Source organism: Devosia sp. MDV22-iso42 (genome assembly GCF_058629155.1).
The window spans coordinates 57,481-83,456 of sequence record NZ_JBZVWR010000015.1 but is presented as its reverse complement, the minus strand read 5'-3'; the positions used below and the strand labels follow the sequence as shown (position 1 = coordinate 83,456).

At 66.2% G+C, this 25,976-nt stretch carries 26 protein-coding genes; 21 read left to right on the top strand and 5 right to left on the bottom strand.

Translation table 11 applies throughout. The annotated features are described in order from the left end of the window. Window positions 1–50 precede the first annotated feature (50 nt). The 4 genes from AC4NN3_RS18230 to AC4NN3_RS18215 are packed head-to-tail and all read left to right on the top strand — an operon-like array spanning window position 51 to window position 3,383. Window positions 51–914, top strand: a complete 864-nt coding sequence (locus AC4NN3_RS18230) for a branched-chain amino acid ABC transporter permease (RefSeq protein WP_491928512.1) — start codon at window positions 51–53, stop codon at window positions 912–914. Window positions 915–923: 9 nt separating this feature from the next. Continuing rightward, entirely contained in the window at window positions 924–1,916 is a 993-nt protein-coding gene (locus AC4NN3_RS18225; RefSeq protein ID WP_491928511.1) for a branched-chain amino acid ABC transporter permease, read from the top strand. After that, the gene (locus AC4NN3_RS18220; RefSeq protein WP_491928510.1) at window positions 1,913–2,674 is read left to right on the top strand and encodes an ABC transporter ATP-binding protein; all 762 of its coding nucleotides are present in this window, start codon (window positions 1,913–1,915) and stop codon (window positions 2,672–2,674) included. Before AC4NN3_RS18225 ends, AC4NN3_RS18220 begins: the two co-directional genes overlap by 4 nt. Next, on the top strand, window positions 2,667–3,383 hold the full coding sequence (locus tag AC4NN3_RS18215) for an ABC transporter ATP-binding protein (RefSeq protein WP_491928509.1): 717 nt from the start codon (window positions 2,667–2,669) through the stop codon (window positions 3,381–3,383). The genes AC4NN3_RS18220 and AC4NN3_RS18215 overlap by 8 nt, the downstream gene beginning before the upstream one ends. Before the next feature lie 3 nt (window positions 3,384–3,386). Here the strand turns inward: AC4NN3_RS18215 and AC4NN3_RS18210 are convergent, their stop codons facing one another. Then, window positions 3,387–4,511 (bottom strand): 5-methyltetrahydropteroyltriglutamate--homocysteine S-methyltransferase, encoded by a 1,125-nt coding sequence (locus tag AC4NN3_RS18210; RefSeq protein WP_491928508.1) that lies wholly within the window; start codon window positions 4,509–4,511, stop codon window positions 3,387–3,389. Window positions 4,512–4,621: 110 nt separating this feature from the next. Beyond that, window positions 4,622–5,533: a methylenetetrahydrofolate reductase gene (locus tag AC4NN3_RS18205; RefSeq protein ID WP_491928507.1), complete on the bottom strand. Its 912-nt coding sequence runs from the start codon at window positions 5,531–5,533 to the stop codon at window positions 4,622–4,624. Between the two features lie 228 nt (window positions 5,534–5,761). Between AC4NN3_RS18205 and AC4NN3_RS18200 the strand changes: the two genes are divergently transcribed. The 8 genes from AC4NN3_RS18200 to ligM all read left to right on the top strand — a co-directional run bounded on the left by AC4NN3_RS18200 (window position 5,762) and on the right by ligM (window position 13,437). Next, complete coding sequence (locus AC4NN3_RS18200) at window positions 5,762–6,730, top strand: VOC family protein (protein WP_491928506.1); 969 nt, start codon at window positions 5,762–5,764, stop codon at window positions 6,728–6,730. Next, window positions 6,727–7,455: a PIG-L deacetylase family protein gene (locus AC4NN3_RS18195; RefSeq protein WP_491928505.1), complete on the top strand. Its 729-nt coding sequence runs from the start codon at window positions 6,727–6,729 to the stop codon at window positions 7,453–7,455. Before AC4NN3_RS18200 ends, AC4NN3_RS18195 begins: the two co-directional genes overlap by 4 nt. Further along, window positions 7,455–8,126: a 4-carboxy-4-hydroxy-2-oxoadipate aldolase/oxaloacetate decarboxylase gene (locus tag AC4NN3_RS18190; RefSeq protein WP_491928504.1), complete on the top strand. Its 672-nt coding sequence runs from the start codon at window positions 7,455–7,457 to the stop codon at window positions 8,124–8,126. The genes AC4NN3_RS18195 and AC4NN3_RS18190 overlap by 1 nt, the downstream gene beginning before the upstream one ends. A 191-nt stretch (window positions 8,127–8,317) precedes the next feature. Continuing rightward, on the top strand, window positions 8,318–9,370 hold the full coding sequence (locus AC4NN3_RS18185) for a 4-oxalomesaconate tautomerase (RefSeq protein WP_491928503.1): 1,053 nt from the start codon (window positions 8,318–8,320) through the stop codon (window positions 9,368–9,370). A 13-nt stretch (window positions 9,371–9,383) separates the two neighbouring features. Then, window positions 9,384–10,232 (top strand): formyltetrahydrofolate deformylase, encoded by an 849-nt coding sequence (gene purU, locus AC4NN3_RS18180; RefSeq protein WP_491928502.1) that lies wholly within the window; start codon window positions 9,384–9,386, stop codon window positions 10,230–10,232. Between the two features lie 16 nt (window positions 10,233–10,248). After that, on the top strand, window positions 10,249–11,100 hold the full coding sequence (locus tag AC4NN3_RS18175) for a DUF1932 domain-containing protein (RefSeq protein WP_491928501.1): 852 nt from the start codon (window positions 10,249–10,251) through the stop codon (window positions 11,098–11,100). Between the two features lie 58 nt (window positions 11,101–11,158). Then, window positions 11,159–11,893, top strand: coding sequence for a GntR family transcriptional regulator (locus tag AC4NN3_RS18170; protein ID WP_491928500.1), 735 nt, complete (start codon window positions 11,159–11,161; stop codon window positions 11,891–11,893). A 131-nt stretch (window positions 11,894–12,024) separates the two neighbouring features. Continuing rightward, window positions 12,025–13,437 (top strand): vanillate/3-O-methylgallate O-demethylase, encoded by a 1,413-nt coding sequence (gene ligM, locus AC4NN3_RS18165; RefSeq protein ID WP_491928499.1) that lies wholly within the window; start codon window positions 12,025–12,027, stop codon window positions 13,435–13,437. A gap of 216 nt (window positions 13,438–13,653) precedes the next feature. Here ligM and AC4NN3_RS18160 read toward each other — a convergent pair whose 3' ends face one another. Next, complete coding sequence (locus AC4NN3_RS18160; RefSeq protein WP_491928498.1) at window positions 13,654–14,436, bottom strand: crotonase/enoyl-CoA hydratase family protein; 783 nt, start codon at window positions 14,434–14,436, stop codon at window positions 13,654–13,656. Window positions 14,437–14,559: 123 nt separating this feature from the next. On the opposite strand from AC4NN3_RS18160, the gene AC4NN3_RS18155 reads away from it, so the two are divergent. The 8 genes from AC4NN3_RS18155 to AC4NN3_RS18120 all read left to right on the top strand — a co-directional run bounded on the left by AC4NN3_RS18155 (window position 14,560) and on the right by AC4NN3_RS18120 (window position 23,448). Continuing rightward, window positions 14,560–16,416, top strand: coding sequence for a feruloyl-CoA synthase (locus tag AC4NN3_RS18155; RefSeq protein WP_491928497.1), 1,857 nt, complete (start codon window positions 14,560–14,562; stop codon window positions 16,414–16,416). Then, window positions 16,413–17,174 carry an SDR family NAD(P)-dependent oxidoreductase gene (locus tag AC4NN3_RS18150; protein ID WP_491928496.1) on the top strand — a complete coding sequence of 254 codons (762 nt, stop codon included), beginning with the start codon at window positions 16,413–16,415 and terminating at the stop codon, window positions 17,172–17,174. The genes AC4NN3_RS18155 and AC4NN3_RS18150 overlap by 4 nt, the downstream gene beginning before the upstream one ends. Continuing rightward, window positions 17,171–18,778 (top strand): acyl-CoA dehydrogenase family protein, encoded by a 1,608-nt coding sequence (locus tag AC4NN3_RS18145; RefSeq protein WP_491928495.1) that lies wholly within the window; start codon window positions 17,171–17,173, stop codon window positions 18,776–18,778. Before AC4NN3_RS18150 ends, AC4NN3_RS18145 begins: the two co-directional genes overlap by 4 nt. Window positions 18,779–19,006: 228 nt before the next feature. Then, window positions 19,007–19,498: a MarR family winged helix-turn-helix transcriptional regulator gene (locus AC4NN3_RS18140; RefSeq protein WP_491928494.1), complete on the top strand. Its 492-nt coding sequence runs from the start codon at window positions 19,007–19,009 to the stop codon at window positions 19,496–19,498. Between the two features lie 11 nt (window positions 19,499–19,509). Then, window positions 19,510–20,376 carry an amidohydrolase family protein gene (locus tag AC4NN3_RS18135; RefSeq protein WP_491928563.1) on the top strand — a complete coding sequence of 289 codons (867 nt, stop codon included), beginning with the start codon at window positions 19,510–19,512 and terminating at the stop codon, window positions 20,374–20,376. A 75-nt stretch (window positions 20,377–20,451) separates the two neighbouring features. Further along, on the top strand, window positions 20,452–21,573 hold the full coding sequence (locus tag AC4NN3_RS18130) for a C4-dicarboxylate TRAP transporter substrate-binding protein (RefSeq protein WP_491928493.1): 1,122 nt from the start codon (window positions 20,452–20,454) through the stop codon (window positions 21,571–21,573). A 73-nt stretch (window positions 21,574–21,646) separates the two neighbouring features. After that, the gene (locus AC4NN3_RS18125; protein WP_491928492.1) at window positions 21,647–22,147 is read left to right on the top strand and encodes a TRAP transporter small permease; all 501 of its coding nucleotides are present in this window, start codon (window positions 21,647–21,649) and stop codon (window positions 22,145–22,147) included. Next, window positions 22,144–23,448 carry a TRAP transporter large permease gene (locus AC4NN3_RS18120; protein ID WP_491928491.1) on the top strand — a complete coding sequence of 435 codons (1,305 nt, stop codon included), beginning with the start codon at window positions 22,144–22,146 and terminating at the stop codon, window positions 23,446–23,448. Before AC4NN3_RS18125 ends, AC4NN3_RS18120 begins: the two co-directional genes overlap by 4 nt. Window positions 23,449–23,492: 44 nt before the next feature. Here the strand turns inward: AC4NN3_RS18120 and AC4NN3_RS18115 are convergent, their stop codons facing one another. Next, window positions 23,493–24,428: a calcium/sodium antiporter gene (locus AC4NN3_RS18115; protein WP_491928490.1), complete on the bottom strand. Its 936-nt coding sequence runs from the start codon at window positions 24,426–24,428 to the stop codon at window positions 23,493–23,495. Between the two features lie 143 nt (window positions 24,429–24,571). Between AC4NN3_RS18115 and AC4NN3_RS18110 the strand changes: the two genes are divergently transcribed. Further along, window positions 24,572–25,246 carry a SagB/ThcOx family dehydrogenase gene (locus AC4NN3_RS18110; RefSeq protein WP_491928489.1) on the top strand — a complete coding sequence of 225 codons (675 nt, stop codon included), beginning with the start codon at window positions 24,572–24,574 and terminating at the stop codon, window positions 25,244–25,246. Between the two features lie 115 nt (window positions 25,247–25,361). Here the strand turns inward: AC4NN3_RS18110 and AC4NN3_RS18105 are convergent, their stop codons facing one another. Further along, the gene (locus AC4NN3_RS18105) at window positions 25,362–25,934 is read right to left on the bottom strand and encodes a hypothetical protein (RefSeq protein ID WP_491928488.1); all 573 of its coding nucleotides are present in this window, start codon (window positions 25,932–25,934) and stop codon (window positions 25,362–25,364) included. Window positions 25,935–25,976 lie beyond the last annotated feature (42 nt).

The following is a 25,976-nucleotide window of genomic DNA, read 5'->3' as shown; positions in this document are numbered from 1 at the left end:
AGCTCCGAACAAGGTCAGCAGATGACGCGTGAATCAGTAGCAGGACCGCCATGATCAGCCAGATCACCATCGTGCTGTTTGACGGCTTTGCCTTTGGCATGCTGCTGTTCCTGCTCTCGGTGGGCCTGTCGGTGACGCTGGGCATGATGAACTTCATCAACCTGGCCCATGGTGCCTTTGGCATGTTCGGCGGCTATGTCGCCGTCACCGCCATGCGGCAGCTCGGCTTGCCTTTTCTGGCCGCCCTGCCTTTGGCCTTCATCGCCATGGCTTTGGCGAGCGTGGTCATCGAGCGCAGCCTGTTCCGCCGGCTCTACAAGGCCGGTGAACTCAACCAGGTGCTGTTCACCATCGGCCTCGTCTTTGTTGCCGCGGCCGTCGCCACCTTCACCTTCGGCACCGTGCAGCAGGTCATCATCCTGCCGCCCTGGCTGCGCGGCTCGGTCGAACTCTGGGGCATCCGCTTTGGCGTCTATCGCGCCTTCATCATCCTCGTTGCCCTGCTGGTCACCGCGCTGCTGGTCTTCGGTCTCGAACGCACGCGGCTGGGTGCGCAGATCCGCGCCGCGGTCGACAACCAGCGCATGGCCCAGGGCCTCGGCCTCGATGTCGAGCGCGTCTTTGCCGTCACTTTTGCTTTGGGCAGTGGCCTGGCCGGGCTCGGTGGCGCGCTGGCCGTCGAGATTGTCGGCCTCTCGCCCTCCTTCGGCTTCCAGATGCTGGTCTATGTGCTGATCGTGGTCTCCGTCGGTGGGCTGGGCTCGATCACAGGCTCCTTTGTCGGCGCCGCTTTGCTCGGCATTGGCGACGTGGCCGGCAAGTATTTCTGGCCGGAAATCGGCAGCTTCCTCATCTATCTGCTGCTGGTGGCCATCCTGCTGGTGCGGCCGCTTGGCCTCTTCGGCAAGCGCTAGGAGACCCCGATGACCACAGATGTCTCCACCACACCAAGGATAGCCCCGCGCGATTGGCCCGCCCGGCGCAGCCGCTGGTCGCCCTTTGAAGTGGCCTTCTGGCTGGCCACGCTGCTGCCCTTTATCTTGTTCCCCAGCTATCTGCCGCTGGCCAACCAGATCGCCATTGCCGCGCTCTTTGCCCTCTCGGTCGATCTGATCCTGGGCTATGCCGGCATCGTCACCCTCGGCCACGCCATGTTCTTCGGCCTGGGCGCCTATTGCGCCGGGGTGATCAGCGTGCGCGGCTGGGGCGAACCGCTGACCGGCCTGCTGGCGGCGGGCGTCTTTGCCGGGGCGGTGGGCTTTGTCGCCAGTTTCGTGGTCACCCGGGTGCAGCACCTGGCGCTGATCATGGTGACGCTGGGCCTGGGTTTTCTCACCTATGAGCTGGCCAATGCGCTCCATTGGCTGACCGGCGGCACCGACGGGCTGCGCGGCATCCGCACCTGGCCGGTTCTGGGCCAGTTCCGCTTCGATATGTGGGGCTATACCAGCTATGGCTATGCCCTGATCGTGCTCTTCGTCTGCTTCCTGTTCAGCCGGCTGCTGGTCAATTCCGGCTTTGGCCTGGCCTTGCGCGGCATCCGCGAAAACGTCAGGCGCATGCCCGCCATCGGCGCCGACCACAAGGCCCATCTGCGGTTGATCTACGCCATTTCGGCCGCCATGGCCGGGCTGGCCGGGGGGCTGCTGGCCCAGACCACCAATACGGTGGCGCTCGATTCCCTCAGCTTCGAGCGCTCGGCCGATGTGGTTGTCATGCTGATCCTGGGCGGCACCGGCAGGCTCTATGGCGCCATCCTGGGCACGCTGATCTTTCTCGTCGCGCGCGACCAGCTGGCCGGCATCAACCCGCAATACTGGTATTTCGGCATCGGCCTGCTGCTGATGGCGGTGGTGCTGTTCATGCCCAAGGGCATTCTGGGCTTTCTCGCCCGCATCGTGGACAGGGCCAGATGATGGCGGACACCGACATCGTCCTGCGCGCCGAGGCGCTGAGCATGAGTTTTGGCAAGCTCGAGGTAACGCGCGCCGTCTCAATCGCCTTGCCGCGCGGCGCCCGCCACGCGCTGATCGGCCCCAATGGCGCCGGCAAGACCACGCTGATCAACCTGCTGACCGGCCAGCTGCGCCCCGATGCCGGGCGGATCGAACTCGAGGGCGAGGACATTACCGGCCTGGCGCCGGCCCGGCGCGTGCGGCGCGGGCTGAGCCGCACCTTCCAGATCAATACGCTCTTCCCCGACCTGGCCCCGGTCGAGGCGGTGACCCTGGCCGTGCTGGAGCGCGAGCGCCGCGCCAGCCAGTTCTGGAAGCCCTTGTCTGCCCAGGGCGATGTCCTTGACGAGGCCGTGGCCATCCTCGATCAGCTCGGTCTCGGCGATGTCGCCACCCGCACCACGCGCACCTTGCCCTATGGCCAGCAGCGCCTGCTCGAAATCGCTTTGGCCCTGGCAACGCGGCCAAAGGTGTTGCTGCTCGACGAGCCGGCCGCCGGCGTGCCCAAGGACGAAAGCGCCGCGCTCTTTGCGGTGATTGCTGCTCTCCCAGCCGATATTTCCGTGCTGTTCATCGAGCATGACATGGACATCGTCTTCAAGTTCGCCACCCGCATCATCGTGCTGGTCGGTGGCGCGGTGCTGCTCGAGGCCGATCCGCATACCGTGCGCAGCGATCCGCGCGTGCGCGAAGTCTATCTGGGGCATGGCCATGGTTGAGCCGCTGCTGGAATTTCGCGACGTGCGGTCGGGTTACGGCGAGGCCGTGGTGCTCGATGGCATCTCCTTTACCCTGCCGGCGCGCGGCAGCCTTGCCATCCTCGGCCGCAATGGCGTCGGCAAGACCACACTCCTGCTCACCGCCATGGGCTTTGTCACGCTGGCCCGGGGCAGCGTTGTCTGGCAGGGCCGCGATATTTCCAGGCTCGCGCCCCATCTGCGCGCCCGGCTCGGCCTGGGCTGGGTGGCGCAGGAGCGCCACGTTTTCCCCTCGCTCTCGGTCGAAGAAAACCTCACCGTCATCGCCCGGCCCGGCCGCTGGGACCTGGCCTCTATCTATGCGCTGTTCCCGCGCCTTGCCGATCGCAAGGCCAATATGGGCAGCCAGCTGTCGGGCGGCGAGCAGCAGATGCTGGCCATAGCCCGCACGCTGATGACCAATCCAGCCGTGCTGCTGCTCGACGAACCCTTCGAGGGCCTGGCACCCATTATCGTCCAGGAATTGACCGCCGCCGTGCGCCAGATGAGTGCCGACGAGGGCATCGCTTTGGTCCTGGTCGAACAGCATGCCGAAGTCGCCCTGGGCCTGACCCAGGACGCCATCATCATCGAGCGCGGCATGATCGCCCACCGCGCCCCCTCGGCCGAGCTGCTCGGCGACGCCGCCACGCTGGAGCGGTATCTGGGGCTGACGCTGGGGGCGGATTAGGGCCTAGACCGAGCCCCAGATCGCCTCGGCAGTTTCGACCACCAGCGCGAGCTTGCGCTTCTGGTCGTCCTCGGTGATCGCATTGCCCTCCTCGGTGGAGGAGAAGCCGCATTGCGGGGCAATGCCCATCTGGTCGAGATCGGCATATTTGGCCGCCTCGTCGAACTGGCGGCGCAGGCTGTCGAGGCTTTCCAGTTCACCCGTCTTGGTGGTGATGAAGCCGGGCATGACGCGCTGCTTGCCCCTGGCCAGCAGGCGCAGCGGCTCGAGCCCGCCGGCGCGCTCGGTGTCATATTCCATGAAGAAGATATCGACGCCGGTCTGGTTGAACACCGCATCGGCCGCCGGATCATAGGCGCCCTCGGCAATCCAGGTGGATTTGAAATTGCCCCGGCACATATGCATGCCAATCAGCATGTCGGCGGGGCGATCGGCGATAGCGTCATGCATCATCTTGGCATATTGGCCGATCAGCCAGTCCGGATCGAGGCCCTGGGCCTGCTTTTCGGCGCGGATCTTGGGATCGCACAGATAGGCAAAGAAGATGTCGTCCATCTGCAGGTAGCGGCAGCCGACAGCGTAGAAACCCGCAACGGCCTTTTTATAGGCCTGGGCCAGGTCGGCAAACAGCAGTTCGAGATCGTCGCGATAGGGCTGGTAGCCGATATCGTCCTTGGCGACGCGGAAATGGCAGCAGCTCGGGCCCGGAATGGATATCTTGGGCGTCACCTTGGTGTTCGCAGCGACGAACTTGAAGTGCTCCAGCATCGGGTGATCGGCTGGGAAATCTACCTTGTCGGTAATGGTGGGAAAGATCGGCCGCGTATTGGCGCCCTTGAAATTGTGCCCGGTGGCCACATCGCGCTCGACGAATTTGAAGCCATCGAGCTCCTGCATGAAATCATAGTGCCAGAATGAGCGACGGATCTCGCCATCGGTCACCACCGGCAGGCCGACATCTTCCTGCAAGGCGATGGCCTCGATGATCGCGGCATCCTCGACCGCGGCCAGTTCTTCGCGCGACAGCTTATGCTCATCGAAGTGCGCGTGCCGCGCCTGCTTGACGGCCGCGTTGCGCAGCAGGGAGCCGACATGGTCGGCGCGGAAGGGCGGGCGGGCAGGGGTCATGGCAATCTCTCCTCAGGCAGTTTTGGCCTTTGGTGTACACAGGCTTGCCGGATTCGGGCAAGGTTTGTGGCCGTGGTGCTGCGCGGTTCCGGAAAATGTATACGGGCGCCTCAGCCGTTCGCGGTCTGGGCCGGCATGGATACATGCGCCGCCATCCACTCGGCGGCCCTGGTGATGCCGCCCAGCGGAAACACATGCAACTGGGCGATGAGGCTTTCCGGCTGGCGCGCCTTGTATTCGGCCAGGTCGGCAATCATATCGCTCGGCTCATAGGGCACCAGCAGCTTGGTGAGGTCGCGGGCCCTTTTGTGCAGCACGCCGATCGAGGCGCCGACACCGCAGGACAGCGCGAACTGGATCAGCGTCTGCAGCTTGGCCGGCCCGGCAATGCCGACATGGACGGGCAGCGTCACCCCGAGCGCGGCAATGCGCTCGGCCCAGGCGATCACCGCCGGCGCGTCAAAGGCAAACTGGGTGACAATGGCCATCTGCGCATCCGTGCGCGACCCATATTCCTGCTTGGTTAGCAGGGCCGCATCGACATTGGCCGTGCTGCCCCGCGCATCGATATCGGCATGCCCCTCGGGATGGCCGGCCACATGCAGCCGGGTAAAGCTGTGCCGGTCGAACAGGCCCGTCTCCATCAGCTGGATGGCGCTGTCGAAACTGCCCACCGGACTGGCATGGCCACCGCCCAGCAGCAGCGCCTGGGTGACGCCGGCCTCGTCGCGATAACGCCTGATCCAGCTTTCCAGCACGGCCCGGTCGGCAATTTCGCGGGCGGGAAAATGCGGCATCACGGCAAAGCCGTCCTCATGCAGGCGCCGCGCCGTCGCCACCATGTCATCGATCGGCGTGCCGGCAATATGAGCGATATAGACACGCGTGCCCGCCGGCAGCAAAGCGCGGAAATTGTCCACCTTGGCGGCGGTGCGCGGCATTACCTCGATGGACCAGTTCTGCGTGACGTCGGCACGCAGCGCCGACGGCTCGGGTCGCGTCTCCAGTTTGGCCAGGCCCATGGTGATCCTCCTCATCCACACCCATAATGTATACATAGATGTGGCGAGTCGAATCAAGACGAGTCGCAAAACCGCTGATAATGGGTGAATTTGGCAACAAGCCGCAATTGCGTCCGGGCGGGAGATGTCGCATAGTGCATACACGAACCAGCGCGAGCGCTGCGGAGACCGCCCGGCACAGGGCGGCGCGCGGCGGGAGAAAGCGCCGGCTGCAAGGGAGGAACCGGCATGGCCGAACCCTGTTTTGACACCGCCCATCTGGGCCATGTCGAGCTCTATACCGACCGCTTCGAGGAGAGCCTCGATTTCTTCACCCGCATCTATGGGCTCAAAGTTTCCGGGCAGGACGCGGACTCCGCTTTTCTGCGTGCCTGGGACGATTACGAGTTCCATTCGCTCAAGCTGACCCGGCACGCCACCACCGGCGTCGGCCACATCGCCTACCGCACCTCATCGGCCGAGGCGCTGGCGCGCCGCGTCAAGGTCATCGAGGCCTCCGGCTACCAGGTGATCGGCTGGACCGAAGGGGATCTGGGCCATGGCCGATCCTTCCGCTTCGCCGATCCCTTCGGCCATGTCTTCGAGCTCTACTGGGACACCAGGCGCTATGTGCCCGACGATAATGACCGCCCCGCGCTCAAGAACATGGCCAGCCGCTACCATGGCCGGGGGGCGTCGCCGCGCCGGCTCGACCATCTCAACCTGCTGGCCGCCGACGTAACGCAGTTTCGCGACTTCATGGTCACGTGCCTGGGCGCCCGGGTCACCGAGCAGATCAGGCTCGACAATGGGCGGCTGGGCGGCTGCTGGTTCACCGTCAACAACAAGAGCTATGACCTGGCCTGCACCGAGGAACACGGCAATGGCCATGGCCGCTTCCACCACGTCACCTATGCTACCGACCAGCGCGAGGACATCCTGCGCGCCGCCGATATCTTCCTCGAAAACGGCGTCCATATCGAAACCGGCCCGCACAAGCACGCCATCCAGGGCACGTTCTTTCTCTATGTCTGGGAGCCGGCCGGCAATCGCGTCGAGCTGGCCAATGCCGGGGCGCGGCTGATCCTGGCGCCGGACTGGGAGACGGTCACCTGGACCGAGACCGAGCGCAAGAAGGGCCAGGCCTGGGGGCTCAAGACCATCGACACCTTCCATACCCACGGCACGCCGCCCGTCAGCAAGGATGCCAAGCCATGAGCAAGACCGCCCTGATCGTCTCCGCCCATTCGGCCGATTTCGTCTGGCGCTGCGGCGGCGCCATCGCCGCCCATGCCGCCAGGGGCTATGCGGTGACCGTGGTCTGCCTCTCCTATGGCGAGCGCGGCGAAAGCGCCAAGCTGTGGAAGCTGCCGGGCATGACGCTGGACAAGGTCAAGACCGAGCGCCGCCGCGAGGCCGAGAATGCCGCAAGAGCCCTCGACGTGCACGACATCCAGTTCTTCGACCTGGGCGATTATCCGCTTGAGATGACGCGGCAGGCCAAGGATCGGCTGGTCGATGTCATGCGCGCCGTGCAGCCGGGTTTCATCATGACCCATTCCAAATACGACCCCTACAATACCGACCACATGTATGTGTCGCAGTGCACCCTCGAATGTCGCGCCATGGCCCAGGCCTGGGGCCACAATCCGGGCGAAAAGATCCTCGGCGCGCCGCAGGTCTATCTCTTCGAGCCGCACCAGACCGAGCAGATGGACTGGCAGCCCGACGTGTTCCTCGACATCACCGACGTCTGGGAGAAGAAGTGGGCGGCCATCCAGGCCATGGCAGGCCAGGAACACCTCTGGCACTATTACAAGAACGTCGCCGAGAACCGCGCCAACCACTTTACCCGCAATTCCGGCGGCCAGGCGGGCGGGCGCCCGGCCCAATATGCCGAGGGCTTCCAGTCGGTCTATCCGCGCACCGTGGATGAACTCTGATGAGCGTGGTGGTGCAGCACATTGCCCGGGCCGACCAGGGCGTCATTGATCGCCTCGCCGCCTGCGGCGTTGCCACCGTGCATGAGGCCCAGGGCCGCCGGGGCCTCTTGGCCAGTCACCTGCGGCCCATCTATGCCGGGGCGCGGCTCGCTGCCTCAGCGGTGACCATTTCTGCCCCGCCGGGCGACAACTGGATGATCCATGTCGCCATCGAACAGCTGCAGCCCGGCGACATCATGGTGCTGGCGCCCACCAGCCCCTGCGAGGACGGCTATTTCGGCGACCTGCTCGCCACCTCGGCCCGGGCGCGCGGCTGCCGGGGTCTGATCATCGATGCCGGTGTGCGCGACGTGGCCGATCTCACCGCCATGCAGTTCCCCGTCTGGTCCAAGGCTATATATGCCCAGGGCACGGTCAAGGAGACCCTCGGTTCGGTCAATGTGTCGATTGTCTGTGCCGGCGCGCTGGTCAATCCGGGCGATGTCATCATTGCCGATGATGACGGCGTCTGCGTCGTCCGTCGCGAGGAGGCCGCCGCCGTGGCCACCAGGGCCGAGGCCCGCATGGCGCTTGAGGAGGACAAGCGCCGCCGTCTCGCCGCGGGTGAACTGGGCCTCGACATCTATGGCATGCGCGAGAAGCTGGCCGAGAAGGGGCTCAAATATGTCTAGCTTGCTGCCGCTTCTGTGGTTCGCCCGTCACCCCACCCTCATTCCCTCCCCCCTGTGGGGCTGGAGAGCGACCGAAGGGCAAATCGCTCCGGCGGAGCGATTTGAGCGAGCAAGGCCACGAGAGCTGCGCTTGAATGGCTGGATCAAGGGTGGGGGTGGGTTCCGCGCCGGTGCTGTCGGAGGATGCCGACATGCCGCTTAGCGTCCCCTGCATGTGGATGCGCGGCGGCACGTCCAAGGGCGGCTATTTCCTCGCCACCGACCTGCCGACGGACACGGCAGCCCGCGACGCCTTCCTGCTGGCCGCCATGGGCTCGCCCGATCCGCGCCAGATCGACGGCATGGGCGGCGCCAATCCGCTGACCTCCAAGGTCGCGGTGGTGCGGAAGTCCACCCGTCCCGGCGTCGATGTGGATTATCTGTTCCTGCAGGTCTTTGTCGACCAGCCCATGGTCACCGACCAGCAGAACTGCGGCAATATCCTTGCCGGCGTCGGCCCCTTCGCCATCGAGCGCGGCCTGGTGGCGGCTGAGCCCGGCCAGACTCGCGTCAGCATCTTCATGGAAAATACCGGCCAGCTGGCCGAGGCTTTGGTGCAGACGCCGGGCGGCCGGGTTACCTATGCCGGCACGGCCCGCATCGACGGCGTGCCCGGCACAGCTGCGCCCATTCCCATTACCTTTGCCGATACTGCCGGCTCGAGCTGCGGCGCCCTGCTGCCGACGGGAAACGCGGTGGACATCATCAATGGCGTTGCGGTGACCATGATCGACAATGGCATGCCCTGCGTCATCCTGCGCGCTGCCGATCTGGGCGTGACCGGCGCCGAAACGCCCGCCGAACTCGAGGCCAACGCACCCCTGCGCGAAAGGCTCGAAGCCATTCGCCTGGTGGCAGGTCCGCTGATGAGCCTGGGTGACGTGACGAAAGCCTCCGTGCCCAAAATGACCCTGGTCTCCGCCCCGATCAACGGTGGTGCCATCGCTACCCGCACCTTCATCCCCCATCGCTGCCACGACGCCATCGGCGTGCTCGGCGCCGTCAGCGTCGCCACGGCGTGCCTCTTGCCCGCCGGCCCGGCTGCCGAGCTGGCTGTCGTACCGGGCGGCGAGGAACAGCTGCTATCGGTGGAGCATCCGAGCGGCGAAATGAGCGTCATCGTCACGCTGCGCGATGGTGACGTGACCAATGCGGCGGTGCTGCGCACGGCGCGCAAACTCTTCGACGGACAACTCTTTGCATGAGGCGAGGCCCAGCGTGACCGACTACATTCTGACCCTGCGCTGCGCCAATCGCAGCGGCATCGTCGCCGCCGTGGCTGCGCGCATCGCCCGCCATGGCGGCGACATCCACGAGGCGAACCAGTTCGACGACCCCGATACCGGCATTTTCTTCATGCGGGTCGGTTTCAAGATGGAGGCGCCGGAAGCCGAATTCCGCGCCGGCTTTGCCACCGAGGTCGAAAGCCTCGGCCTCGATTTCTCGCTGCGCCCGGCCGGGCAGCGGCGCAAGGTGCTGTTCCTGGTCTCCAGGTTCGACCATTGCCTGGGCGACCTGCTCTATCGCATGCGCATCGGCGAGCTCAATATCGAGGCGGTCGGCATTGTCAGCAACCATCCGCGCGAGGCGCTCAACCTCACTTTGATGGAAGGCATTCCCTATCACTACCGGCCGGTCTCCGCCGAGACCAAGGCCGAGCACGAGGCCTGGGTCAAATCCATCATCGCGGAAACTAGCGCCGAACTGGTGGTGCTGGCGCGCTATATGCAGATTCTCTCCGACGATTTTTCGTCCTGGTTGGCCGGCCGCTGCATCAATATCCACCACAGCTTCCTGCCCGGCTTCAAGGGCGCGCGGCCCTATCACCAGGCCCATGCGCGCGGCGTCAAGATGATCGGCGCCACCGCCCACTACGTCACCGCCGATCTCGATGAGGGGCCGATCATCTGCCAGGATGTGGAATCGGTCAGCCATGCCGATACGCCCGAGGACCTGGTGCGCAAGGGCCGCGATATCGAGCGCCGCGTATTGGCCCGCGCCGTCGCCTGGCATCTGGAGGACCGGGTGCTGATCAACAAGCACAAGACGGTGGTGTTCCAGCACTAGAAAGGGGATGAGGCTTATGCGCAGCGGGTTCCTTGGCTATGGCGAGGCGGCGCGGGCCTTTCACACCGGGCTCGGAGGCCCGGCTCTGGCCCATGATCGCCTGCTCGACGCCGATACCGGCGCCATGCGCGCCGCCATGCTGGCGCGCGGCGCCAGTCCGGTGGCGCTGGCGGGCCTGGCCGCAGCCGACTGGATCTTCAGCGCCGTCACCGCCGACCAGAGCCTGGTGGCGGTGACGGCGCTGCTGGCCCATCTCCGCCCGGGCCAGGTGCTGATCGACATCAATTCGGTATCGCCGGGGCGCAAGCGCGACACGGCCGCGGCGGTCGAAGCCACCGGCGCGCTCTATCTCGACATGGCGGTGATGGCCCCGGTGCATCCCAAGAACCATGCTACCCCGGTCCTGATCGCCGGCGCCTGTGCCGATGACCTGCTGCCGGCTTTGCTGGCTCTGGGTTTTTCCGCCCGCGTGATCGGACCCGAGCCGGGCGCTGCCACGGCGATCAAGATGGTGCGCTCGCTCTATGTCAAAGGGCTCGAAGCCATCACCGTCGAGACCCTGCTGGCGGCCGAGGCCTCGGACTGTTTCGAGGAAATCCATGCCTCGCTGTCGGCCTCCTTTCCGGGCCTCGACTGGCCCAAATTCGCCCCCTACCAGCTCGAACGCACCACCCGCCACGGCACGCGCCGTGCCGCTGAGATGCGCGAAAGCGCCGCAACGCTCGACGCCCTGGGCCTGCATGGCGCCCTGGCGCGGGAGATCGCCGCGGTGCAGGAACAACTGGGCAGGGTGGGGCCCACGCCGGAAATGTCACTGCCGGTGACGGTGCGAGCAGTGCTGGACAAGCGGCTGCACGGACGCCACTAGGGCGCCCTTCGCGGCGCGCGGGGTCGATGCTATAGGAGCGGCAGAACAGGAATATCTCATGAAGAGCAGTGAAGTCGCGACCCATGGTCGCCGCGCCGTCATCGAACTGCGCGAAAAGATCATCAATGGCGAACTGCCCGGCGGCATGCGCCTGTTCGAGGTCTCGCTGGCCGAGACGCTGCAGATTTCCCGCACCCCGGTACGCGAGGCGCTGTCGCGCCTGGCCGAGGAGGGCCTGCTCGATCGCCTGCCCAATGGCGGCTTCGTCGTGCGCCGCTTCGGCTATGCCGATGTGGTCGATGCCATCGAATTGCGTGGCGTCATGGAGGGCACGGCGGCACGGCTGGCCGCCGAGCGCGGCGTGGCGCCCGAGGCCCTCGCCGCCATCACCGCCATTGTCGCCAGACTCGATGCCTGTTTCGGCCCGGCCGAGGAGGATGTCGATTTCGACGCCTATGCCGACCTCAATGCTGCCTTTCATGTCGAACTGGCGGGGCTGTGCGGCAGCCCCATGGTGCAGCGCGAAGTCGAGCGCGCCACTGCTCTGCCCTTTGCCTCGCCCTCGGCCTTCCTGCCCAACAAGCTCGACATCGCCGCGTTTCGCCGCTCGCTGCGCACCGCCCAGGAACAGCACCATGCGCTGCTCAACGCCATTGCAGCGCGCGAAGGCGCCCGGGCCGAATTCATCGCCCGCGAACATGCCCGCACCGCCCGGCAGAACCTGGAATACATCTTCAGCCAGGATCCCGAACTGCTGCGCCGCATCCCCGGCCTGGCGCTGATCCGCCACTAGTCCCCTGCTGCCGCCATCGACGGGTCAAACGCACCGCCGCGCCGGCGCCGCGGCGCAAAACCCGCTTGCCATCCCGGCTTTCTTTTGCGCATGATGTATACATCAATCGCAATACCAGGGAGGAGACGGCGATGGCACATTCCAGTCTAGGCGACATTCTGAGGGAAAACCCGGACGTCGTCGGTCGCCTGCGCAATTCGCAGATCGGCATGTATGTATACCCGGTGGTGACGCCCGAATTCACCAACTGGCGCACCGAGCAGGCCGCCTGGCGCCATTCCGCCGTGCTGTTCGACCAGTCCCATCACATGGACGAGCTGACCGTGGAAGGGCCGGACGCCGAGAAATTCCTCTCCCATCACGGCATCAATTCCTTCGCCAATTTCGCGCTAGACCGTGCCAAGCACTTCGTGCCGGTCACGCCCAATGGCCATGTCATCGGCGACCACATCATCTTCCGCGAGCGGGAGGACAAGTTCGTGTTGGTCGGCCGCGCCCCGACGTCCAACTGGCTGATGTTCTGTGCCGCCTATGGCGAGTGGAATGTGCGGCTCAAGCATGATCCGCGCTCGACCTCGCGCCCCGAGGGCGAGCGGGTGCTGCGCACCCATTACCGCTACCAGATCCAGGGGCCCGAAGCCCCCAAGATCTTTGAAAAGCTCAATCGCGGGCCTATCCCCGACATCAAGTTCTTCCACACCGATTTCATCAATGTCGGCTCCAAGAAGGTGCGGGCTTTGCGCCACGGCATGTCCGGCGCGCCGGGCCTGGAAATCTGGGGTCCCTATGAGGACAAGAGCTATATCCTCGCCTGCATCCTCGAGGCGGCGCGCGAGGCCCAGGTCGATCTGGTGCGCTGCGGCAGCCGCGCCTACTCCACCAATACGCTGGAATCGGGCTGGATTCCCTCGCCGCTGCCGGGCATCTATACCGGCGACGGCATGCTGGAGGCCTATCGCGACTGGCTGGCGGCCGACAGCTACGAATCCATCGGCGCCATTGGCGGCAGCTATGTCTCACCCAATATCGAGGACTATTACGTCACCCCCTTCGAGCTGGGCTATGACTTCTATGTCGGCTGGAAGAAGGACGACTTCATCGGCAAGGCGGCGCTCGAAAAGCTCAAGGGCCAGACGCATCGCAAGAAGGTGACCTTCGAGTGGAATGCCGAGGACGTGGTCGATGTCATCGCCTCCGCTTTCCGCCCCGGCGAGGACCACTACAAGTGGATCGACTTCCCCCAGCCCAACTATGCCTCGACCAGCGCCGACATGGTGCTGCGCGATGGCAAGATGGTCGGCATGTCCATGTTCAACGGCTATTCCTACAATGAGCGGGCCATGCTCTCGCTGGGCGTGGTCAATGCCGATGTCGAGGTCGGCGACGTGCTGACCCTGGTCTGGGGCGAGCCCGATGGCGGCACCAAGAAGACCTCGACCGAGCGGCACAAGCAGGCCGAAATCCGCGTCCGCGTCTCGCCCACTCCCTATGCCGCCCAGGCCCGCGAAAGCTATGCCGACAGCTGGCGCAGCAAGCAGCGCTGAGTGGCGGCTTGCGGAAGGGCGCGGGACATGCCGCGATCATGCAGTCGTCTCCCTCCCCCTTGTGGGGAGGGATCAAGGCTGGGCGGCTCGCGGATGCATAGCCCCACCCGGCTCGATAACGGACTTAGCAAGCTAAGTCCTGTCTCGCTGTCCCTCCCCACAAGGGGGAGGGAGGCGATGGGGCCGCGACATCGTCAGCTTTGGGATGGCCGTGTCCTATTCGGGCGCCTTGAGCCGCGCGACGCGTTTTTCGAGGAATGCCCGCAGCCTCTCCTCGGCCTCGGGGCTGGTGGCGGTGAACGAGGCGATGAAGGATTCCACGAACAGCCCGTCTTCCTTGGCCATGTCCTGGATGCGCGGCAGCGCATTGATGATGGCGTAATTGGATATCTCGGCATTGCTCGCCATGATCACGGCCAGTTCATGCGCCTTCTGCCGCGCCGTGCCGGTCTCGACCACATATTGCACCAGGTTCCAGCGCTCGGCCTCGTCCGGCGAGATCACCCGGCCGGTCAGCATCATGTCGCTCATCCGCGCCACGCCCAGCAGCCGGGCAATGCGCACCGAGCCGCCGCCGCCGACAAAAATCCCGCGCTGCCCTTCGGGCAAAGCGAAAAACGCCGAGCGGTCGGTGACCCGCACATGCGTCGCCGCCGCCAGTTCCATGCCGCCGCCGATCACCCCGCCATGCAGCGCCGACACCCAGGGAATATTGCCATGCTGCATGCCCGCCGTCACCGCGTGCCAGCGCCGCGAGCCGCGCACCCCCTCGAACGGGGTCTTGCGCACATGCTCGGCCAGGTCCAGCCCGGCGCAGAAATGCTCGCCATGCCCGAACAGCACCACTGCCTTGGCCTCGCGCTCGGCCCGGGCAATCGCCTCGGCCAGCATCTCGACAAAGGCGTCATTCATGGCATTGCGCTTGTCGGGCCGGTTGAGCCCGATATGGGCCACCACGCCATTGAGTTCATAGGTGATGAATGTGCTCGTCTCGGCCATTGCCTTCTCCCCTGGACCAGGCGCCGGTCAGCTCCAGGCTGCCGCGCCGATTGTTTAATTGTTTACAGGTAGACAGTTTCCTTGTAAACAAACGGCGAGGAGAATGACCAAGGGGAGAGGGTCATGGCCGCACAGGCTGCGCCTGCCGTCCGGCTCTGGACGCCCGAACTGGCCTGGGAGGAACGGGCCAATGGTGAATTCATCATCTGGCGCACCGATCCGCTCGGACCCTATCCGGACCGGCTCAACGAAAAGCTGATCCACTGGGCTGCAACGGCGCCCGATCGCATCTGGATGGCCGACCGCATTGGCACCGGGCCATGGCAGACCGTCACCTATGCCCAGGCGCTGGATGCCGTGCGCCGCATCGGCCAGTTCCTGCTGGACGCCGGCCTGTCTTTGGATCGCCCATTGCTGATCCTCTCGGAAAATTCGATCGAGCACGCGCTGATGGCCTTGGGCGCCCAGCATGTCGGCATTCCCTCCGCCGCCATCGCCCCGGCCTATGCCAGCGCCGCATCCGACTATGCCAAGCTGCGCGAGATCGCCGGCCAGATCACCCCCGGCCTGGTCTTTGCCGATGACGGCGCCAGCTTTGCCCCGGCCGTCGACGCGGCCTTTGGCAAGGAAATGGCCTTTGCCGCGGTGCGCGACCTGCCCGCCTTCCGGGCCAATACCCATCGCTTCGCCACCATCGTCGCCACCGAGCCGACCGCGGCGGTCGACGCCGCCTTTGCCGGTACCGGCCCCGATACCGTGGCCAAGTTCCTCTTCACTTCCGGCACCACCGGCTCGCCCAAGGCGGTGATCCAGACCCAGCGCATGCTGTGCGCCAACCAGGAAATGGTGGCCGACTGCTACGCCTTTTTCCGCGATGAGCCGCCGGTCGTGGTCGACTGGGCCCCGTGGAACCACACGGCCAGCGGCAACAAGGTCTTCAACCTCACGCTCTACAATGGCGGCAGCTATTACATCGACCGCGGCAAGCCCACGCCGGCGCTGATGGGCCAGACCATTGCCAATCTGCGCGATGTCGCCCCGACCTGGTATTTCAACGTGCCGGCCGGCTACGAAATGCTGGTCGGCGCCATGCGTGATGACGCCGGGCTGCGGCGCAACTTCTTTTCTCGGCTCAAGATGCTGATGTATGCCGGGGCGGGCCTGGCCCAGCATACCTGGGACGATCTGGTCGAGCTGTCCGAGGCGACCACCGGCAGAAGCGTGCCCATGGGCACGGGCCTGGGCTCCACCGAAACCGGCCCCTTTGCCGTCTATTGTACCGAGCCGCAGGACGGGCCGGGCAATATCGGCATTCCCGCCCAGGGCGTCACGCTCAAGCTGGTGCCCATCGACGACAAATACGAGCTGCGTCTCAAGGGTCCCAATGTCACGCCCGGCTACTGGAACAATCCCCAGCTGACCGCGGCCGCCTTTGACGCAGAGGGCTTTTACCGCATCGGCGACGCGGTCAAGTTTGCCGTGCCAGGCGATCCCCGCCATGGCTTCTATTTCGCCGGCCGCACGGCGGAGAATTTCAAGCTCAATACCGGCACCTGGGTGGCGGTGGGCGTGCTGCGGGCGCAACTGGTCAACCAGTTTGGCGGCCTGATCCGCGACGCGGTGATCACCGGGGAGGCCCGCGCCGAGCTGGGCGCACTGGTCGTGCCCGTCATGCCCGCCCTGCGCGCTTTGCTCGCCAGCGAGAGCGGCCTGTCCGACGCCGAAGTCCTGGCCCATCCCGCCATCCGCGCCGCCTTGGCCGAGCGCCTGGCGGCGCATCAGCGCGCGGCCACCGGCTCGGCCACCCGCATCATGCGCATCCTGCCCATGACCGCGCCGCTGCGCTTTGACCACGGCGAGGTGACCGACAAGGGCTCGATCAACCAGCGCGCCGTGCTGACGCTGCGCGCCGACCTGGTCGAGGCGCTCTATGGCCAGGGCCCGCACGTCATCGCCGCCCCAAGGGAGACCGTCGCATGAAGCTTGAGGCAACCAGCGCCCTGGTCACCGGCGGCGGCTCCGGCCTGGGGGCCGCCACGGCGCGGCTGCTCAGCCAGCACGGCGCCATCGTCCATGTCTTTGACCGCAACCGCGAGGCGGCCGAGGCCGTGGCTGCCGAGATCGGCGGCGTCGCGGTCTGTGGCGACGTCACCAGCGAGGCCGATGCCGCCGCCGCGCTGGATGTGGCCAATGCCGCCGGCGACGGAATACGCATTCTGGTCAACTGCGCCGGCGTGGGCCTGGCCGGCCGCATCCTGGGCAAGGCCGGGCCGCTGCCGCTGGCTGATTTCGAATCCGTCATCCGCATCAACCTGGTGGGCAGCTTCAACATGCTGCGGCTGGCCGCCGAGCGCATGGCGGCGCTGCCCGAGCGGGACGACAGGTCGCGCGGCGCCATCGTCAATACCGCCTCGGTCGCCGCCTTCGAGGGCCAGATCGGCCAGGCCGCCTATGCCGCCTCCAAGGGCGGCATCGTCGCCATGGCGCTGCCGGCAGCGCGCGAATTCGCCCGCTTCGGCATTCGCGTCAATACCATTGCCCCGGGCATTTTCATGACGCCGCTGTTGGCCAACCTGCCCGAAGAGGCCCAGCACAGCCTCGCCGCCGCCATTCCCTTCCCCGCCCGGCTGGGCGATCCGGCCGAATTCGCCGATGCCGTCCGCTTCGTCATCGAGAACAACTATATCAATGGCGAGGTCATCCGGCTGGACGGCGCCATCCGGTTGCAGCCCAAATGAGCTTTGCCGATCAGGCCAGCCGCACCCTGGCCATGCTGGCGCTGACGCCGGGCTGGGCGCGGCTGCAGGCCCTGCGCCCCGATTGCGATACCGCCACCGTCTCCATGCTGCTCGACGCTGCTGCCGGCTTTGCCGAAACGGCGCTGGCTCCGCTCAACCCGGTCGGCGACCGCCTCGGCGCACAGCTGGTCGATGGCCACGTGCGACTGCCGCCCGGCTTTGTCGACGCCTTCCATGCCTATGCCGAAGCCGGCTGGCTCGGCATCGATGCCCCGGCCGGCTTTGGCGGCATGGATCTGCCCATCACCATGCAGGCTGCCGTCGGCCCGCTATTCGATCGCGGCTGCATGGCGCTGATGATGGCCGCCGGCTCGACCCGCGGCGCCATCGCTCTGCTGGCCGCGACGGCCGATGCCGCCACGGCAGCCGAATGGGGGCGCAGGCTGGTTTCGGGCGAATGGGCCGCCACCATCTGCATTTCCGAGCCCGAGGCCGGCTCCGATATCGGCCGCATCCGCACCCGGGCCGAGCAGCGCGACGGCGCCTGGCTGGTGAGCGGGCAGAAGATCTGGATTTCCTTTGGCGACCACGACATGGCCAGCCGCATCGGCCATTGCCTGCTGGCCCGCAGCAATGCTGAGCCCGGCACGCGCGGCCTCAGCCTCTTTCTCGTGCCCGACCGGATCGACGGCGCGCCCAACGGGGTCAATGTCGAACGCCTCGAGGAAAAGCTCGGCCTGCATGCCTCGCCCACCTGCGCCATGCGCTTCCGCCAGGCCCGCGGCATTCTGCTGGGCGAAGAGGGCAGGGGGCTGAGCCAACTCTTTGCCATGATCGAGCCGATGCGGCTCCATACCGGCGGCCAGGGCCTGGGCCTGGCCTCGGCCGCCGCCGATATTGCCGAGGACTATGCTGCCCAGCGCCGCCAGGGCGGGCGGCCAGAGCAGAGCCCGCCACCCATTGCCAGCCATCCCGATGTGCGCCGGCAATTGCACGATATCCGCGCCCCGACCGAGATCCTGCGCGCCGCCGTGCTCGAACTGGCCACGGTGATGGACCTGGCGCGGCTCGAGCACGATGCCGGCCTCGCCGATCTGGCCAGCTTCATGCTGCCGCTGATCAAGACTTTCGGCGCCGAGACCGGCTTTGACGCCACCCATGCCGCCATCCAGGTGCTGGGCGGGGCGGGCTATGTGCGCGACTGCCCGCTCGAACACCATCTGCGCGACGCCCGGGTCATGGCGCTCTATGAGGGCACCACCGGCATGCAGGCGCTCGATTTCCTCACCCGCCGCCTCTGGCGCGACGCGGGGCGGGGGCTCGCGGTCTTCCTCGCCCGGGCGCGCGACGAGCTGGCCGCCGGCGCCGGTGCTCGACCGGAACAGGCCGGCAAGGTGGCGGACCTGCTCGACAGTCTGGCAGCCCTGGCCCAGGCCATGACCGCCCTGCAGAGCCAGCCCGACGCCGCGCTCTATCGGGCCGACAGTTTCATGCGCGCCGCCTGGGCCGCCGTTTCTGCCTGGATGGCCTTCCGGATCCATGCCGATGAAAGCATCGCGCTATGCCAGGCCCGCTTCGGCCTGCACGCCGCCCGGTGCGCCTGAGAGGCACCGATTTACCGCTTGACGAAGGATTGTTTATTTCCGAATAATACACTGGTAAACAATGTCGGACCGCATGACACCAGGGTTGAGGGACCCTTGGGCGCGGCACCGGCGGGGGGAGAAAATCCACAGTGTGATGTCCCATGGCGCCCTTTGCGGGCTAGTGGTCGCGCCACACCCATCCTGCCCCGCGCCCCTGGCGCCCTGTCTGCACTGGAGAACTGATTGATGGCGGTCCGTAAGCTCGACGACGAGGACGTGGATACCATGGCCGGCAAGGCCGATGTCTCGCTGGGCGCCCTGGAGACGTCCGGCGGCTTCGTCCTGCGCATTGCCCAACTCGCCGCCTTCGAGCGCTTCTTTACCGTCTTCGGCGAAAGCGAGATCCGCATTTCCGAGTTCACCGTGCTGCTGGCTTTGTCGGAAAATCCCGGCATTCGCCAGGGCGTGCTGGCCGACGTGCTCAAGATCAAGTGGTCCAACATGACCAAGCTGGTGCGGGCCCTCGAGGAGCGCGGGCTGATCGCCCGGCACATTCCCCATGACGACCGGCGCTCCGTGGTGCTCAGCGTCACCGCTGCTGGCCGCAAGCAGATCGAGGCCTCGGCCGACAAGATGTACCGCTCGGACCGCGCCGCGCTCGCCATGCTCGACGACGCCGAACATGCCCAGCTGATCGCGCTGTCGCGCAAGATCGCTGGCTGGCCGGAGGTCAAGTGATGGCGGCGCCGATGAACCTCGACGACATCATCGCCATCGACTTCCACACCCATGCCGAGGAAGCCTGCGGCATGCATGCCGATGACGGCTATGACGACCTGCAGCACGCCATGGCGCACTATTTCCATTCGCCCTTCAAGACCCCGCCGACCATTCCCGAAACGGCCGCCTATTACCGCGAACGCCGCATCGCCGCGGTGATCTTTGCCGTCGATGCCGAGGCCGCCACCGGCCATCGCCGCTACAATAACGAGGATGTGGCCACCCTGGCGGCCGAGCATTCGGACATCCTGATCCCCTTCGCCTCGATCGATCCGGCCAAGGGCAAGATGGGCGTGCGCGAGGCGCGCCGGCTGGTCGCCGATTTCGGCGTGCGCGGCTTCAAGTTCCACCCCACCTACCAGGCCTTCTATCCCAATGACCGGGCCGCCTATCCGCTCTACGAGGCCATCCAGGAGGCCGGGGTGCCGGCGCTGTTCCATACCGGCCAGACCGGGGTGGGGGCGGGCATGCGCGGCGGCTATGGGCTGCGGCTGAAATATTCCAACCCGCTCTATATCGACGACGTGGCGGCCGACTTTCCCGATCTCAAGATCATCATGGCCCACCCTTCCTTCCCCTGGCAGGAAGAGGCGCTGGCCGTCGCCACCCACAAGCCCAATGTCTATATCGACCTGTCGGGCTGGTCGCCGAAATACTTTCCGCCGATCCTGGTCAAATACGCCAACAGCCTGCTCAAGGAGCGCATGCTGTTCGGCTCCGACTGGCCGGCCATCCTGCCCGATCGCTGGCTGGCCGATTTCGACAAACTCGACATCAAGCCGGAGGTTCGCCCCTTGATCCTCAAGGAGAACGCCCGCCGCCTGCTGGGAATCTAATGACAAGACCGCGCCAAGCGGCACGACACTAGAAACCATGAGAGCGGCCGCCAAGCGGTCGCGGGAGGACACGTAATGAACAGACTTTTCAGAATGCTTTCTGTGGTCTCGCTGGCGGCGCTCGTCGCCGGCACGGCCGATGCACGCGAACTGCGCCTGGCCTCGGGGGCACCGCCGGTCCATCCGGCGACCGACCCGATGTACAACAGCTTCATGGAATTCCTGCCCGAGGAAACCAATGGCGAGCTGACCGGGCTGATGATCGGTCCCGAAGTGGTCAATATCGGCACCGTCAAGCAGGCGCTGCAGTCCTCGCTGGCCGAGGTGGGCAATCTCCTGCCGCTCTTCGTGCCGGCCGACCTGCCCAATACCGCCCTGATGGGCGACCTGTCCTTCCTCGCCACCACGCCCCATGCCATGGGCGCGGCGATGACCGAATATGTCGTCACCTGCGCGGAATGCCAGGCCGAGTTCAAGACCATGGGCGGTGTCTTTGTCGGCGCCGGCTCCTCGGATGTCTATCTGCTGCTGACCACCAAGCCCGTCAACTCGCTGGCCGACATGCAGGGCCTGCGCCTGCGCTCGGGCGGCGCCCCCTATGCCCGCTGGGCCGAAAAGCTCGGGGCCGCCCCGGCCCAGGTGCCGGTCAGCGACCAGTTCGAGGCCATCTCCCAGGGCGTCCTCGACGGTACCATGGCCTCGATTTCCGACCTGATCTCCTATCGCCTGGTCGACGTGGCCAAATATATCATCGACGTGCCGCTGGGCACCTACCACACCACGTCCAACTTCACCGTGGCCTCGGGCGCCTGGACTGAACTGACGCCCGAACAGCGCGAGGGCTTTGCCCGCGCCGCCAACCGTTCCAGTGCCCTGTTCACCCAGAGCTGGGGCTATGACCGCGCCGCCGCCGCCCGCCAGGCTGCGATCGACGCCGGCATCGAGGTCATCCCGGCCAGCCAGGACCTGCTCGACGCCACCAATGAATTCCGCTTCAGCGACATTCCCGATGCCGTCGCCGTGGCCGAAAGCCAGCTCGGCGTCACCGGTGCTGCCGCCAAGATCGAGCGCTTCCAGGAACTGGTCAGCAAGTGGACGGCCATCACCGATGCCGCCAATGGCGATGTCGATGCCATCGCCGCCGCCGTGCAGGAACAGGTCTGGGACAAGGTCGATTGGTCCACTTACGGCCTCTGACCACCCGGGCCCGCTTGTGACCCCCGTCACCTGCGGGCCCGCCTTTCGCCGATCGTCTTGAGGGAGAAAGATCATGCGCGACCGTCTCGACAGTCTAGTCAATCGGGTGACCAGCGGCCTGGCTCTGCTCGGCGCCGTCGGCGTGATCGCCATGCTGGTGCACATCACCGGCTACGTCATCATGCGCAACCTGGCCTCGGCCCCGATTCCGGCCACGGTGGAGATCGTCTCCTACTATTACATGGTCGCCATCGCCTTCCTGCCGCTGGCCTGGGCCGAGCGGCGCGGCGACATGATCTCGGTGGAAATCTTCAGCCATCTGCTGGTCGGCCGCCTCGGCCGCATCAATGCCGCCTTCGTCTCGGTGGTGACCTGCCTCGCCTATCTGGTGCTGACCTATACGACCTGGACGGTCGCCATGCGCCAGTTCGCCGCGCGCAGCTATGTCATCTCGCTCAGCGTCGCCGTCCCGGTCTGGCCGAGCTATTTCATCCTGCCCGTGGCCTTTGCCCTTGCGGCCCTCGTGGCCTTGTATCGGGGTGTCATGCCGCCCCTGCCCGGAGCTGCCAAATGAATGTCACTTTGGGCCTCGTTGCCCTGGCCATCCTCTTTGTCCTGCTCGGCCTGCAGGTGCCCATCGCCATTGCCATGATCGTGGTCTCCTTTGCCGGCGTCTGGGCCATGATCGGCCTCGCGCCCGCCATCGGCGTGCTGGCCAATACCCCCTACGAATTCATCGCCAGCTGGACCCTCTCGGCCGTGCCCATGTTCCTGCTGATGGGCTTTGTCGCCTATCACGGCGGCCTCACCGCCGGCCTGTTCGACGCCGCCAAGGTTGGGCTGCGCAAGGTGCCCGGCGGGCTGGGCATTGCCGCCATCGTCGCCTGTTCCGGCTTTGCCGCGGTCTGCGGCTCGAGCCTGGCCACCGCCGCCTCCCTGGGCCGCATCGCCATTCCCGAAATGGTCCGCGCCGGCTACAGCCCCCGCATCGCCACCGGCACCCTGGCCGCGGGCGGCACCATCGGCGCGCTGATCCCGCCCTCGATCCTGATGATCATTTTCGGCGTCTTTGCCGAAACCTCGGTCACCCAGGTCTTCATGGGCGGCATTTCGGTGGGCCTGCTGACGGCGCTGAGCTATGTCATCGTCATCCTGCTGATCGCCTGGCTGCGCAAGGATCTGATCCCGGCCGAGCCGGTAGGCGTGGCCGACCTCGACGCCCGCAAGGTCATGCTGGCTGTCTGGCCCATCCTGGTGCTCATTGCCCTAGTCTTCGGCGGTCTCTTCTCCGGCCTCTTCACCGCCACCGAGGCGGGCGCCGTCGGTGCCGCGGGCGCCCTGGTGCTGGTCGCGCTCACCGGCAGACTCAACTGGAACGTGCTGCGCCAGTCGGTGCTCGAAACCCTGGGCACCTGCGCCTCGCTCTTCATCATCGGCGTCGGCGCCGTGATGTTCACCCGCTTCCTCGGCCTCAGCGGCGTTGCCGGCCTGGTCAGCGGCGCGGTGCAGGCCTCCGACCTCAACTATTACCAGCTCATGCTGGTCATCGTCGTGATCTACCTCATCCTGGGCATGTTCATGGAGCCCTTCGGCGCCATGCTGGTGACGCTGCCCGTGCTGCTGCCGGTGCTGGCACTGCACGACATCAACCTGGTCTGGTTCGGCGTCTTCCTGGTCAAGCTGCTCGAAATCGGCATGATCACGCCGCCTTTGGGCATGAATGTCTTCGTCATCCGCAACGTCGCCGGGCAATATGCCAGCCTGACCGACGTGTTCCGCGGCGTCACGCCTTTCCTGCTGGCCGACCTCGTGCTGGTGGCCATCCTCGTCGCCTTCCCGGCCATCGTCCTCTTCCTGCCCCAGGCGCTCGGCTAGCCGAACGCCCGCATGCGGGCTGGCTGGGGTCGACGGCAGCGCGGCTAGGCCTGGCCGGCCCCCAGCCAGACCGTGCCGGTATAGAGCGCAAAGCCGGCCACCAGCACCATTCCCTCGACCCGGCCGATGCGGCGCCCGGTCAGGGCAAACCCCAGCAGCAGCACCGTCGTGGCCAGCATGACGGGAAAATCCACCATGATCAGCCGCTCCGGAATCGGGCCGCTCGACAGCATGGCGGTCAGCCCGCCAATGCCCAGCACGTTGAAGATATTGGAGCCGATGACATTGCCCAGGGCGATGTCGGATTGCTTGCGCGCGGCGGCCAGCAGGCTGGTGGCCAGTTCGGGCAGGGACGTGCCCACGGCAATGATCGTCAGCCCGATCACCGCCTCCGATACGCCCAGGCTGGCCGCCAGGCTGACCGCCCCGTCGACCAGAATCTTGCCGCCCGCCGCCAGCAGCACAATGCCGGCCAAAGCGGCCAGCAGCGCCGCGGGAACCGGCCAGCCGGGCGCGGCGACCGCTTCGCTGTCAACGGCGTCGCCGCTGCGATAGGCCAGCACCAGATAGCCCGTCAGCGCCGCCAGCAGCGCCACGCCGGTGCCGATATTGAGCAGGCCCAGGGCGCAGATCGCCCAGAACCCCGCCGCCGCGACCGTGGCCACGACGCCATCGCGCCGCAGCGCCGCCGTCGACACGGCAATCGGCATGACCAGGGCGGCGGCGCCCGCCACCAGCAGGCCATTGGCAATATTGGAACCCACGATATTGCCGATGGCAATGCCGGGCGATTGCGCCAGCGCGGCCATCACACTGGCCACCACTTCGGGCGCCGAGGTGCCGAAGGCCACGATGGTCAGCCCGATGATCAGTGGGGACACGCCCAGCCGCACCGCAATGGCGCTGCTGGCGCGCACCAGCAGCTCCGCCCCGGCGATCAGCAGCACCAGCCCACCCAGGATCAACAGTCCATCGCTCATATCGGTCATCTCCCGGCAACCACGCCATAGTCTTGCCCGATCCCTGCCGGCGCACAATCGGCAAGGCCGGACTTGACGCAGGTCAATGCGTGGCACCCGCCAGACCCTAACCTGCACCCAGTTTGCACCGAAAGGAATTTGCCATGCCCCTGACCCGCAGAACATTCTTCGCCGCCTCGGCCCTGATGGCCAGCCTGCTCACCGGTCGCGCCATGGCGCAATCGGTGCCCGAGGCGCTGGTGGGCTTTGGTGCCATGCCGCTCAGCGATGCGCTGGCGCGCCGCGAATCCATCCGCACCTATACCGATAGCCCCATCGAAGAGTCCCAGCTGCTGGCGCTGCTGGGCGCGGCCAACGGCGTCAACCGCGGCGATGTCGATGGCCGCACGGCGCCCTCATGGCGCACCGCCAAGGATATCGAAATCTATGTCGCCCAGGCTGCCGGGATCAGCCACTATGACGTGGCCAACAATGCGCTGCTGCCGGTTTCGGGCGATGATATCCGCTCCATTGCCAGCCCGCAGCCCTTCGTCGCCACGGCGCCGGTGCTGCTGATCTTCGTGACCGAGCTGTCGCGCATCCTGGAAGCGGCCGGGCTCGAACCCGATGCGCTCGACGCCCTCACCGAGGACCACCGCATCGCCGCCCATGTCAACGCTGCCGTCATCGCGCAGAATGTCTATCTGTTCTGCGCCGCCGAGGGCCTGGGCACCTGCCTGGTGGGTGGCGCCGACCGGGCGGCCCTGGCCAGCGCGCTCACCCTGACCGATGGGCAATTGGTGGCCTATATCCAGCCCGTGGGTCACCCCGCCGGCTGAGCCGGGCCGCCGTAACCCGCCGTCGGAATCGGCTTGCCGGCCTCATGACGAAGCCGGTGCGCCCTGGGGGCGCACCGGCTCTTTGCATTGTAGCGGCTGGTCAGAGCGCTTCGGCCTATTGCTGCCATGCCGCCGGAATGTCTTCGGCGGCGATGGGCATCGCCTGCGCCGCATAGCTGGCAAAGGTCTCCCGGGCATTGTCGTCGGTCAGCAGCCGGCGATGATAGGGCGCGCTGAAAATGTCCATCCAGCCCTCAACATCCCGATCCTGCTGCAGGTAATAGGCCGCCACGCCGTGGCAGGCAAAGCAGGTCTGTGCGAACAGCTCGCGCCCGTCCGGCGGCAAGGACTGCACCATGCTGGCGACGTCGGTGCCGGTGACCGCGGCGGGCAGGTTGAGTGCGAGATATTCGGCCAGCATTCCCTGCTGGTCAGGCGTCATGGCCGTGCCCCTGCCGGCCAGGTCACTGGCCCATTCGGCACTGCTGGCCGTGGTGCCGGCCATTTCGCCGAGCACCGCCGTGTCGGTGGTCAGGCTCAGCAGCAGGTCCTTGGGGCTGCTGGGCAGGCTGGCAATGGGGTCGCTGGTCTCCGCCAGCGCGCCCATGCTCATGACGCCGGCAAGCGTCAGCACAAGCAAGGGCAGGGGCAGTCGGCGGGCGGCGCCGCAACTTGGGGCTGATGTCATTGGCTTGATATCCTTTTTCGTTTTGCATCCATGGCTATCGAC